This is a genomic window from Chloroflexota bacterium (assembly GCA_034717495.1).
Classification (GTDB): Bacteria; Chloroflexota; Anaerolineae; order JAAEKA01; family JAAEKA01; genus JAYELL01.
Genome location: JAYELL010000045.1, coordinates 3,462 through 14,797, shown reverse-complemented (window position 1 = coordinate 14,797; position 11,336 = coordinate 3,462). Strand labels below are relative to the sequence as shown.

Below are 11,336 nucleotides of genomic sequence, written 5' to 3'. Positions count from 1 at the left end.
TCACGGCCGCGAATGAGAGCGGCGGCAGCTCGCAGGTTGCCTGGCCCGCGGTGATGCGAACGTCGTCCAGCAGCGCAGGCGCAATGGCAGTTTGCTGTTCAAAGGAATTGGCGGACCTGGCGTCGGGCTGGACGATCAGGTCTGGGACCACGTTCTGGTAGGGGGTATCGGCCAGACGCGAAGGGGTTGCGTTCCGGAATATTCAGCCTGGATCGTGATTCTTTGGTTGTCGGCAATGATCGATTGCACGGTGCCTTTTGTTTCACCCATTATTATCCTCCTGCTCCATCAGGTGAGGCGCGGCCGAAGTTTTCATTTGCCAGGTGGGGCATCCCTGTGGACCAACCCGACTTGACAATCGTCCGTGATGAATTATAGTGTAGCATGCAAGGGTCTGACTACCAAGCCGTTTTGCCAATGTTCTGCTCTGGAAGACCATGATTATTTCGAGCGCTTCTTGCGGGTTTGACCCACCCCCGGCCCCCTCCCAAACTGGGAGGGGGAGAGGTTCAAGCTCCCCTCTCCGGGGCGGGGAGGGGTCATGAGACAAGTCGATATGATGGTTGGCACACCAGCTTACGAAGAAAATGCAGGCTGACAATGAATCGATTCCGGCACGAGTTCCAACTCACCACGCTGCGCCGGGAACTGCAGACCGAGCAGTCCCTCATGGAGCGAGGCGTCTTCGTCGAAGAGGACACAGGGCGACCCTATTTCACCGGTTACGCCTATAAAACCCTGTACGATTGGGACCAATATTTCGAGGCTATCGTACAGGTGTATATGGGCTGGCCCAGCGACCACATCCGAAACGGTGTCACCATCTTTCTGGACCACCAGCAGGATTCAGGACTGATCTCCCGTTCGGTGCCCAGCAATGAGATGCACCTGTGATCATCGAGCACTGTCAAGCCCTGTGACAACTTTTTTTGGAGAGGCATCTTCCCTTATTACGATCATAGGCCGCGGGCACTCCGGCACGCGAGCGATCTCGCATACCCTGTCGGAGAGTGGCGTTTTCATGGGCGAACCGCTCAACGCTTCGGGTGATTTGCTGCCCCCTCGGCCGATGTATGACGCCTGTCGAGTGTTTGCGACCTACGTCCGTTGGAACGGTGGCCTGGAGTGGGATTTCAGCCCGGCCATCGATGCCGCTATCCCGCCTGAATTCGCGCAACTAATCGAAACTTACCTGACATCGGTACTGTCCAGCGATGCCAGGCATAAGGGCTGGAAGATCCCGGAGACCACTCTCGTCTTCCCCTGGATCTGCCGCCTGTTTCCGGCAGCAAAATATGTTTTCTGGATCAGAGACCCGCGAGATGCCATTCTGGGCTATCACCTGACCGATGACTTGCGCGATTTTGGCGTTGATTATGCCGAAACCGATGACGAACGCATACGGCGAGCTATCTCCTGGAAATACCAGTTCGACCTTGTGCAGGCCACACCCCGGCCCGATAACTGGATCGAGGTTCGCTTCGAGGATTTTGTCCTGAATCAGGAGGAGACGCTGGCTCGCCTGGCGGATTTTCTGGGCTTCGAGTTGGCGCAAATCCCGGTTCGCCCCCAATCGGTGGGGCGATGGCAAATGGCTGAAGGTACCACCTCTTTCGGCTTTCTGGCTCCAGCCATGCATGAATATCGTTACTTCAATCCGGACCAATCAGTGGCGCGGAAGGAGGAAATCTGAATGCACCATAATCGATTGCCAAACGTCGTTCTCATCGGCGTCGACTCGCTACGGGCCGCTAACATGAGTTGTTACGGCTACCAGCGCTTGACGACACCCCATATCGATCGTTTCTCCCAGGAGGGTGTGCTCTTCGAAAACACCTTCAGTCCCCATGTTCCCACCACCAGCGCCTATGCCTCCATGCTGACGGGGCGGGACGCGTTTGGCACCCAGGTTGTGGCCTTGCGCCACGAGGGTCCCATGCGTAGCGAGGCGAAAACGCTGGCAGAGATCCTGGGCGAGGCGGGCTACAACAGCACCTGCGTGGGCTTCGAGAACGCAGCCTCGCGCGGCTTCGACAGCTACCTGAACTACGTCGCCTGGGGTTCCTGGAAGGATCGGCCGTTGACCAAGGCCCGCAACCTGAACGACGTGGCGCTGCCGGAGTTGGAGCGATTGGCCGGCCAGGATGCACCCTTTTTCCTCTTCCTGCGCCACATGGATCCCCATTCGCCCTACCTGCCTCCCGCCCCCTTCGACCGCATGTACTACCACGGAGAGGAGTGCGATCCCGACAATCGGTCCATGGATCCGGTCATGAGCTTCAAGCCATTTTGCGACTACTTCGCCAGTTGGATGCCGCCCGGCATCAGCGACCATCGCTACATGGATGCCCAGTACGATGGTGCGTTGGCCTACATGGATTCCTGCCTGCAGCAGTTTTTCAACGCCGTCGACACTCTGGGGTTGCGGGATGATACCATCGTGATCCTCAACGGAGACCATGGCGAGGTGCTTTACGAGCATGAGTGTTGGTACGATCATCACGGGCTCTACGAGGGCAACTTGCACGTGCCGCTGATAATTCGCTACCCTGGCTGGCTGCCCGAAGGCAGGCGGCTGGCAGGGTTCAACCAGCACAAAGACCTGGTGCCCACCATCCTCGACCTGGCGGGGGTCGACGCGGATGCATCGTTTGACGGAAAGAGCCTGCTGCCCCTGGTGCGGGGTGAGGCGGCATCGCATGACAGTGAATTTTACATAACCGAGTGTACCTGGATGCGCAAGCACGGCTGGCGTACGTCCCAGTGGAAGCTGATCGTGGCCCTGGAGCCAGATTTTCACTTCAAAGCGCCTGTGGAGCTTTACAATCTGGTGGAGGATTCCCAGGAGTTATACAACCTGGCTGACGACGCGCCTGACGTGGTGGCCATGTTAGGCGGGCGCATGGATGCCTGGATCGCCCGGCGGGAGGCCGAGACGGGTCTGCCCAACCCCATGTTCCATCAGGTCGACTGGCACGGCCACGAGGGAGTGGGTGCCTTTACCAGTTCGCAACAGGCCTACGACACCCTGCACATCGGCGATCCCGATCAGGCGGCCCGGCTGCAGGAGGATGGGGAGTCGACTGATGCGTAGCAATTCTCAATATACCCTTCCGGCATCAACATCGACAACTTTTCGTCGATAAAGAAAAAACACAACCGCAAGATCAACGCTGATCAGATATCAGAAAAGCTCAGTGGCGAAAGGAAAAAATACAACCGCAAGATCAACGCAGATCAACGCTGATCAGATATCAGAAAAGATCGGCGAGAATCTGCGCCGGAGGTCTGCGTAATCAGCGTTCCTCTGGCTTGTCCAGGTCTAGGGTAAGGCGGCTTGTCAGCTGTTCTTGCGCAGGATAAACCCGGCTAAAGCCTCGACTCCTCTGCGTATTGAGCGACCTGTGATCGTTGGGATCATTCGTGCGATAGGGAACTTGGAGATGCTTCGGCACGCTTTGCGTCAGCATGACATAACCGAAGTTCCGTAGCAGAATTGCTGGAGGTGTTCGAGGAGGAGATATGAACGGAGCGCCTGGAAAGAGGTCGTTTGGATTGGCAGGAAAGGACTCATTCAGCATGATACTCAGAGTAGCGATCGTTGGCATGGGCGGCATCGGCAACACCCACGCCCGGGTTTATGAGGAGCGGGAAGATTGCCGAATCGTTGCCGTCTGCGATATCATTCCCGATCGGGCAGACAAGGCCGCAGAAGCCTATGGCTGTCCGGTGTTCTATTCGGTGCAAGACCTGTTGGCCAGCGGCATGCAGATCGATGCGGCCAGCATGTGCACGGCCGGCGCGGAGAACGGAGGCGATCACTTCGTGCCGACAATGGAGCTGCTGGACGGGGGCATTCCGGTGCTGGGGGAAAAGCCCATATCCAACGAGCTGGACAAAGCTCGCCAGATGGTGGCCAGGGCCCGGGAGAAGAATCTGCGCTACGGCATCAACCTGAACCACCGCTTCACGCCGGCGGCGCTGCGGGCCAGGCAGTGGGTGGATTCGGGCCGGCTGGGCGAGATCAACATCATCAACATGACGATGTGGATCAACAATCCCAACGAGAGTTCGTCCTGGTTCCACATCCGAGCGCTACACCCTCACTCGCTGGACGTGATGCGTTTCTTCGGGGGTGACGTGGCCCGGGTGCAGGCCTTTTTTAAGAGGGGCAAGGAACGGAAAATCTGGTCCAATGTGCAGGTCAATCTCCTGTATGAGAATGGCATCATTGGCCATTTGACGGGCAGCTACGATGCCGGCGGCAGTTATGGGCTGGAGCGATTGGAGGTGGTCGGCTCTGAAGGGCGTTTCGTCCTGCTGGATGCCTGCGAGCAGCTGAGCTTCTATCCTCGTTTCTCCCGCGAAGTGGAGCGCTATGATCACCTGGGCGGCATGATGGGTTTTCCCGAGACCTTCGACTCCCGCATCGGTGTCTGGGTCGAACAAAACCTGGCACAGGTCAAGCCGGAGGAGATCGACGCCTCTGGCCAGGACGCGCTCGAGGTTCAGACCATCATCGAGGCTGCCATCGAGTCGTGGGAGAGGGGAAGGGTTGTGGACCTTTAAGAAAGGTTTCATAATTTGTGGGGGTTGATTTGCCGAATGATCAATACTGTGGATAATCATACATATAGCAATGTGGAGATCAATACATATTGGAGTAGTGAGGTGCATCCATGAAGACAATTCAAATGACTATCGATGAGGCTCTTCTGGACCAGGTCGATAACACGAGCGCGGAGTTGGGCATGAGCCGATCGGCCTTTATCCGCGGTGCTTTGCGCCAGGCGATGGAGCGTCTTCAAGTGACCCGTTTGGAGCGGCAACACGCAGCTGGCTACGCACGCCGGCCAGTAGAGTCAGGCGAATTCGATCTTTGGGAAGCGGAACAGGTTTGGGGTGAGGCATGAGACGGGGCGATATCCGATGGTATACCTTTCGTGAGCCAGACAAACGCCGGCCTGTATTGGTGTTGACGCGTAACTCGGCCATTCCCTATTTGACCAGCATCACCGTTGCACCCCTGACCACCACTATCCGAGACATACCCAGCGAGGTGTTCCTATTGCCCGAAGAGGATGGTGTGGGTTCACCCTGTGCGGTCAATCTGGATAATGTTCAGACCATCTCCAAGCACAAGATCGGGTTGCTACTCACCGTGCTATCCACTTCTCGCATGACTGAAGTTGATGACGCATTGGCGTTTGCCCTGGGGATGATGTAGCAACGTTTAAGACTCTGTTCGAATTGAGAGGAGTAGATAATGCAATACACATACCTTGGCCGAACCGGCCTACAAGTCAGCAAACTCTGCCTGGGCACCATGAACTTCGGGCCACGCACGGGCGAGGCCGACAGCTTCGCCATCATGGACCGGGCGCTGGAGGCGGGCATTAATTTCCTCGACACTGCTAATCGCTACGGCCGAGAGGTCAGCGACGGCTTCACCGAGGAGATCATTGGACGCTGGCTGGCTCAGGGCGGCCGGCGCGATCGTTTCGTCCTGGCCACCAAGGTCTACGGCCCCATGGGTGACGGCCCCAACGACGGCGGTCTGTCGGCTTACCACATCCGCCAGGCTTGCGAGGACAGCCTGCGCCGCATGCAAACCGACCGCATCGATCTCTATCAGATGCACCATGTTCAACGAGATACACCCTGGGAGGAGATATGGCAGGCCATGGAGCAGTTGGTCCGGGAGGGCAAGGTGCTCTACGTGGGCAGCAGCAACTTCGCAGCATGGCACATCGTTCAGGCCAACGAGGCGGCCGCGCGGCGCAGCTTCCTGGGCCTGGTCTCGGAGCAAAGCAAATACAGCCTGAATGAACGCACCGTCGAGCTCGAGGTGTTGCCAGCCTGCCAGGCGTATGGCGTTGGCATTATCCCCTGGAGTCCGCTGGGCGGCGGGCTGCTGGGCGGGGTCCTTGGTGGCGTGGGCGATGGCCGCCGCTCGTCGGAATGGCTGCAAGGGCGAATCGATGCGATGCGACCTCAACTGGAGGCCTGGGAGGCCCTCTGCGGAGAGTTAGGAGAGCAGCCCGCCGACGTGGCGCTTGCCTGGCTGTTGCACAACCCGGCTGTGACCGCGCCCATCATCGGCCCGCGCACCATGGCCCAGTTCGAGGGAAGCCTGCGCGCTCTGGAGATCGAACTGTCGGATGACCTGCTGGCCAGGCTGGACGAGATCTGGCCTGGGCCGGGCGGCACGGCTCCCGAGGCATATGCCTGGTAGGGAGAAAGAGATGCTGCGCGTATGTATCATCGGCATGGGGCCCATCGGCAACCGCCATGCCATGCTCTATCAGGAAAACCCGCGAGCCGGGTTGGCTGGCGTGTGCGACCTCGTGCGCGAGCGGGCCGATGCTGCAGCGAAGCGTTTCGGGGTGCCGGCCTTCTACGACGCGCCCAGCATGCTCCAGGCACTTTCACCCGACATCTGCGGCGTTACTACCGGCGGCTATGAGTATGGCAGCGACCACTACCAGCCGACGATGCAAGCACTGGAGGCTGGCTGTCATGTGCTGGGTGAGAAACCGATCTCCAACGAGATCGACAAGGCTGAGGAGATGGTGGCCAAGGCAGCGGAGAAGGGGCTGTGCTACGGCATCAACCTGAACCATCGTTTCACGCCTGCGGCCCGGCTGGCCAGACGCTGGGTGGAGGAAGGTCGAATCGGCCACCAGCTTTTCATCAACATGAGCATGTGGATCATGAACCCGCAGGAGAGCTCGCCCTATTTCCACTTGAAAGCCCTGCACCCCCACACGGTCGACGTCATGCGCTACTTCTGTGGCGACATTGAAGCGGTGCACTGTTTTGCTGTGAAGGCGCCCGGCCGCACTATCTGGTCAACTGCGCAGTTCAACATGCGCTTCAAGAATGGCGTTGTGGGCTCGCTTACCGGCAGCTACGACATCGAGCGCGGGCATCCCATGGAGCGCTGCGAGGTGGCCGGTACGAAGGGACGTTTCGTCCTGGAAGATATGTGGCGCGAGGCGACGCTATACCCCGCCGGCAATCTGGAGAAGAGAGTCTATACCAATCCCGTCTTCGGTGGTTTCCGCGACTTCACCGACACCTTCCGCGAGCGCATCAACACCTTCGTGCAACAGGTCGACGAGGGCGCAGCTCCCGAGCAGATCGACGGCTCCGGCGCCGATGGCCTGGCCGCGCAAGAGGTGCTGGCCGCGGCCATCGTATCACTGGTGGAGGAGCGGGTCGTCTACGTCGATTCCTAAAAACAGCCATCATGAAAAAACTCCTGACATCCAAAGAACGGGTTCTTGTATCCTTCGCGCGTCAGGAACCGGATCATGTGCCGGTCAACTACTTCAGCAATCCAGGTATCGACGGGCGGTTAAAAAAACACTTTGGCCTGCGAGCCGGCGACGACGAAGGGCTGCGCCGGGCGTTGGGGGTGGATTTCCGCAGCGTTGACGTGCCCTATCTGGGTCCCCAACTGTTCGACGACCTGCCTGGCCGGCAGGTTGATATCATGGGCGTGCATCGCCAGTGGATCGAGAATCCCCACGGGGGATACTGGGACTACGTCGATTTTCCCCTCAAGGATGCAGCGTTGGCAGAGATCGAGGCCTGGCCAATGCCCGATCCCGACCATTTCGACTACGGAAACGTGGCTGCCCAGTGCCGGGAATGGCAGCAGTACTGCCTGGTGGTGGGCAATGCCGGGTTGGGCGATTTCATCAATAGCACCGGATTCCTGCGCAGCATGGAGCAGGTACTGATCGACTTGATCACAGACGAGCCCGCTTGCCTGGCCTATTTCGACAAGAAGCTGGCCTTCCAGTTGGCACTGACCGAGCGCATCCTGGACGCGGCCGGCGGGCGCATCGACCTGTTGTGGATGGGGGAAGATCTGGGAACCCAGCGCGGTCCGCTGATCAGCAAAGCGCTCTATCGCAAGCACATCCGGCCGCGCCACCAGCGGGTGGTCGATCTTGCCAAGGCCTACGACCTGCCGGTGGTCATTCATTCCTGCGGTTCCAGCAGCTGGGCCTTCGATGATTTCATCGAGATGGGCATCAGCGTAGTGGATACCCTTCAGCCAGAGGTGAAAGAGATGGCACCGGCCTATCTGAAAGCCACCTATGGGGACCGGCTGGCCTTTCACGGCTGCATTTCCACGGCCGGCCCCGTCGCTTACGGCACGGTTGCCGAAACGGTTGAAAACGTGCGCCAGACGCTGGCAACCATGATGCCCGGCGGGGGCTACGCGCTGTCGCCGACCCACCAGCTGCAGGATAATTCGCCCACAGAGAACGTGATCGCGATGTATGAGGCGGCACAGCGGCACGGATGGTATTGAGATCGTACCTGCGGAGGCTGAAAGATCCGTATGGTGCAAGGCGTTTGGATCACGAAGGCGCGCGAGATCCTTCACTGTGGCTGGTCGTGCTCCTATGAAACCCGGGTGTTGGAGAACAATCATGGACGAAAGATGGCAGTCGTGGAATCGCTCAGGATGACAGTGACAATGAACCGGCCGCGTGGATTCATGTTTGACCCACCCCCCGGCCCCCTCCCAAACTGGGAGGGGGAGCCCGAAAGGTAGTGCTATCCCTGTCTCCCCTTCCCGGTCCGGGGAGCCCTTCACTGTCGCTTCCGCAGGACTTCGGAGCGAAGCGGAAGGCGCTGCGCAGGGGCTGGGGGAAGGATCATTAACTATCGACCATTCATGAGGATGTGACATGCAACGCGACAAACGTGACAAACCCAAGATCGGCTACTTCGGCAGCGGTCTGGCCGCTTATTGGCCGTAGTTTCCCAAGCTCAAGTCGGCCGTGCTGGCCATGATGGACAAACATGTTGCCCGGCTGGAGGCCATGGGCTGCCAGGTCATCTTCGGCGGCCTGGTGGATCGGGCCGAGCGCAGCAACGAGGTGGGCGATCTGTTCGCCCGCGAGCAAGTGGACCTGATCATCGGTGAGATCATGACGTACACTGCGTCCCACATGCTGGTGCCCATCGCGCAGCGCAACATCGCGCCTTATCTGACCCTGGCCCTGCAGATGGTTCCCACCGTGGATTATGAACGGGTCAACACGGAGGATTTCACCCTGATCGGGGCAGCCATGACAGCGCCGGAGGTGTCTTGCGCCTTCAATCGCTGCCGCCTGCCCTTCAACTGCATCGTGGGCGGGGAATTCCAGGACAAGGTGTGGGTGCAGGTGCGGGAATGGATCGAGGCTGCGGCTGTGCGGCGTGCGCTCATGAACAGCCGCCTGGGCTATCTGGGCCACTACTATCCGGGCATGTTGGACATGTACACCGATTTCACCATGCATCAAGGCTATCTTGGCACCCACGTCGAGATCGTAGAGATGTGCGATCTGGCCGACCGAATAGCCAGCGTCAGCGAGGCGCAGATCGACGCCAAGGTGGCGGAAGCCCGCGACCTGTTTTTCATGCCCGAGCCTGGCGATGATCCCGTCACTGAGAAGGTGGACCCTGAGGAGCTGTGCTGGGCTGCTCGTGTGGCCGTCGCTGAGGACAAACTGGTCGAGGATTTCGCCCTGGATGGCCTGGCCTACTATTACGGGGGCTGGAACGACAACGAGTATGAGCGTATCGCCGCGGCCATGATCCTGGGCAACTCGATCCTCACGGCCCGTGGCATTCCCTGTGCAGGGGAAGCGGACTTGAAGACCTGCGCAGCCATGTTTATCATGGAGCACTTCGACGCCGGCGGGTCCTTCTGCGAGCTGTATGTGCTCGATTTCGAGGGCGGATTCGTGGTGGCGGGCCACGACGGGCCGGGCCACATCGGCATCGGCGATAAAAAGCCGATCCTGCGCGGCATGAAGCTTTTCCACGGCAAGGCGGGCCGCGGCGTCTCGGTGGAGTTCAACGTCAAAAACGGGCCTGTGACCATGTTGGGATTGACCCAGACGGGCGATGGGCAGTTCAAATTCATCGCCGCCCAGGGGGAGTCGGTGCCGGGTCCCATCCTGCAGATCGGCAACACCAATACCCGCGTGAAGTTCGGCAACATGGCTCCCGACGAGTTTGGCCAGGCCTGGACCGAGACCGGTTCCACCCATCACTTCGCCCTGGGTGTGGGGCATCAGTTGGGAAAGATCGAAAAACTGGCGAAGATACTGGATATCGATTTGGATGTGGTATGCCGTTGAACCGATATGAAACACACGTATGTCAAACGAGGATGACCAATGAAACTTGGCGCCAATTCCGTTCTGTTCGGCGGTTACGATATGGAGACTGCCTTCAAGTACATTGCCATGGCCGGTTATGATGGCATTGAGCTGTCAGCCATTCAGGGCATGAGCGAGCATCTGGTGCTGGATCGCTGGCGCGAGCTCGTACCAGAGATCAAACAGTTGAAAAAAACATATGGCCTGGAACTGCTGGCCATGGAGCAGCCCTCGCAGGACCCAACTATCATGGAGGCCGCGTTCCAAGCAGCCGCAGAGCTGGGCATCCCTGTGGTGAATTGCGGGCCGGGCGGTAAGATGGGCGACGAGGGCAGCTTCCAGCGCGGCGTCGAATCGCTGGGAAAGCTGGCTGATCTGGCGGAGCGCTACGGCGTCACACTATGCGTCAAGGCCCACGTGGGCGCGTGTATCCACGATACGCCAAGCACCCAGCGAGCCATGGCTGCCATCAGCTCACCAGCTTTCGGCATCGACATGGACCCTTCCCACATCCACCGAGCCGGCGAAAACCCGGTGACGGCGGTGGCAGCGGTCATCTCGCGGGTAAAACATATCCACATCCGGGATTGTAAGGGGCGCCAGCAGGGTCCGGGCAGGCCGGAGGACCAGGCCAACGGCCGCGGCGACATCGACCTGGTGGGCTATCTGCGGGTGCTGCACGAGCATGGCTACGAAGGCCCGGTGAACCTGGAGGTCATCGGCGCGCGGGAGTGTTCGCTGGAACAATGCTGCGTGATCGCGGCTGAGGCACGCGGTCATATGCAGGCGTGTTTGCAGGCCTGCGAGCGGCGGATCAGCCTCCCGGTCCCTAACCTGGACAAGCCAGAGGAGCGCAGATTTACGCAGACCTTCGGCGCAGATTCACGCTGATCTTTTCTGATATCTGATCAGCGTTTATCGGCGGTTATCTGCGGTTATGATTTTTCTCTGATTTCACCGCAGATTTACGCAGACCTTCGGCGCAGATTCACGCTGATCTTTTCTGATCTTGTTTGGATCGATCAGCGTCAGACTTCGACTCCGCTCAGCGCAGGTCCCTTCGACCAAGCTCAGGACATTGCTGCGGTACATCCTTGTCAGGTTCGTGGCTAATTTTCTTGCCCGGTGTGCAAGAATCTGACTCGTAAGGTACTGAAAGGA

At 59.1% G+C, this 11,336-nt stretch carries 11 protein-coding genes; all 11 read left to right on the top strand.

Annotated elements, in window-relative coordinates:
• Nucleotides 1-600 precede the first annotated feature (600 nt).
• The 11 genes from U9R25_08965 to U9R25_08915 all read left to right on the top strand — a co-directional run bounded on the left by U9R25_08965 (nucleotide 601) and on the right by U9R25_08915 (nucleotide 11,066).
• Nucleotides 601-894, top strand: coding sequence for a hypothetical protein (locus U9R25_08965; protein ID MEA3336024.1), 294 nt, complete (start codon nucleotides 601-603; stop codon nucleotides 892-894).
• Between the two features lie 22 nt (nucleotides 895-916).
• Nucleotides 917-1,693, top strand: a complete 777-nt coding sequence (locus U9R25_08960; GenBank protein MEA3336023.1) for a sulfotransferase — start codon at nucleotides 917-919, stop codon at nucleotides 1,691-1,693.
• On the top strand, nucleotides 1,694-3,094 hold the full coding sequence (locus U9R25_08955) for a sulfatase (protein MEA3336022.1): 1,401 nt from the start codon (nucleotides 1,694-1,696) through the stop codon (nucleotides 3,092-3,094).
• A 485-nt stretch (nucleotides 3,095-3,579) separates the two neighbouring features.
• Nucleotides 3,580-4,569, top strand: coding sequence for a Gfo/Idh/MocA family oxidoreductase (locus U9R25_08950; GenBank protein ID MEA3336021.1), 990 nt, complete (start codon nucleotides 3,580-3,582; stop codon nucleotides 4,567-4,569).
• 110 nt (nucleotides 4,570-4,679) lie between these two features.
• Complete coding sequence (locus tag U9R25_08945) at nucleotides 4,680-4,913, top strand: CopG family transcriptional regulator (GenBank protein MEA3336020.1); 234 nt, start codon at nucleotides 4,680-4,682, stop codon at nucleotides 4,911-4,913.
• Nucleotides 4,910-5,227 (top strand): type II toxin-antitoxin system PemK/MazF family toxin, encoded by a 318-nt coding sequence (locus U9R25_08940; protein MEA3336019.1) that lies wholly within the window; start codon nucleotides 4,910-4,912, stop codon nucleotides 5,225-5,227. The genes U9R25_08945 and U9R25_08940 overlap by 4 nt, the downstream gene beginning before the upstream one ends.
• Nucleotides 5,228-5,266: 39 nt before the next feature.
• Nucleotides 5,267-6,235 carry an aldo/keto reductase gene (locus tag U9R25_08935; protein ID MEA3336018.1) on the top strand — a complete coding sequence of 323 codons (969 nt, stop codon included), beginning with the start codon at nucleotides 5,267-5,269 and terminating at the stop codon, nucleotides 6,233-6,235.
• Between the two features lie 10 nt (nucleotides 6,236-6,245).
• On the top strand, nucleotides 6,246-7,241 hold the full coding sequence (locus U9R25_08930; protein MEA3336017.1) for a Gfo/Idh/MocA family oxidoreductase: 996 nt from the start codon (nucleotides 6,246-6,248) through the stop codon (nucleotides 7,239-7,241).
• An 11-nt stretch (nucleotides 7,242-7,252) separates the two neighbouring features.
• On the top strand, nucleotides 7,253-8,329 hold the full coding sequence (locus tag U9R25_08925; protein ID MEA3336016.1) for a uroporphyrinogen decarboxylase family protein: 1,077 nt from the start codon (nucleotides 7,253-7,255) through the stop codon (nucleotides 8,327-8,329).
• Nucleotides 8,330-8,813: 484 nt separating this feature from the next.
• Entirely contained in the window at nucleotides 8,814-10,154 is a 1,341-nt protein-coding gene (locus U9R25_08920; protein ID MEA3336015.1) for an L-fucose/L-arabinose isomerase family protein, read from the top strand.
• A gap of 39 nt (nucleotides 10,155-10,193) precedes the next feature.
• A complete protein-coding gene (locus U9R25_08915; protein ID MEA3336014.1) occupies nucleotides 10,194-11,066 on the top strand; it encodes a sugar phosphate isomerase/epimerase in 873 nt (290 codons plus the stop codon).
• The last annotated feature ends 270 nt before the right edge of the window (nucleotides 11,067-11,336 follow it).

Bases quoted from the DNA above. Each gene is read 5' to 3' on its own strand.
- U9R25_08925 (MEA3336016.1), top strand. From the start codon at position 7,253: ATGAAAAAACTCCTGACATCCAAAGAACGGGTTCTTGTATCCTTCGCG.
- U9R25_08945 (MEA3336020.1), top strand. From the start codon at position 4,680: ATGAAGACAATTCAAATGACTATCGATGAGGCTCTTCTGGACCAGGTC.
- U9R25_08955 (MEA3336022.1), top strand. From the start codon at position 1,694: ATGCACCATAATCGATTGCCAAACGTCGTTCTCATCGGCGTCGACTCG.
- U9R25_08930 (MEA3336017.1), top strand. From the start codon at position 6,246: ATGCTGCGCGTATGTATCATCGGCATGGGGCCCATCGGCAACCGCCAT.
- U9R25_08935 (MEA3336018.1), top strand. From the start codon at position 5,267: ATGCAATACACATACCTTGGCCGAACCGGCCTACAAGTCAGCAAACTC.
- U9R25_08965 (MEA3336024.1), top strand. From the start codon at position 601: ATGAATCGATTCCGGCACGAGTTCCAACTCACCACGCTGCGCCGGGAA.
- U9R25_08950 (MEA3336021.1), top strand. From the start codon at position 3,580: ATGATACTCAGAGTAGCGATCGTTGGCATGGGCGGCATCGGCAACACC.
- U9R25_08940 (MEA3336019.1), top strand. From the start codon at position 4,910: ATGAGACGGGGCGATATCCGATGGTATACCTTTCGTGAGCCAGACAAA.
- U9R25_08920 (MEA3336015.1), top strand. From the start codon at position 8,814: ATGATGGACAAACATGTTGCCCGGCTGGAGGCCATGGGCTGCCAGGTC.
- U9R25_08915 (MEA3336014.1), top strand. From the start codon at position 10,194: ATGAAACTTGGCGCCAATTCCGTTCTGTTCGGCGGTTACGATATGGAG.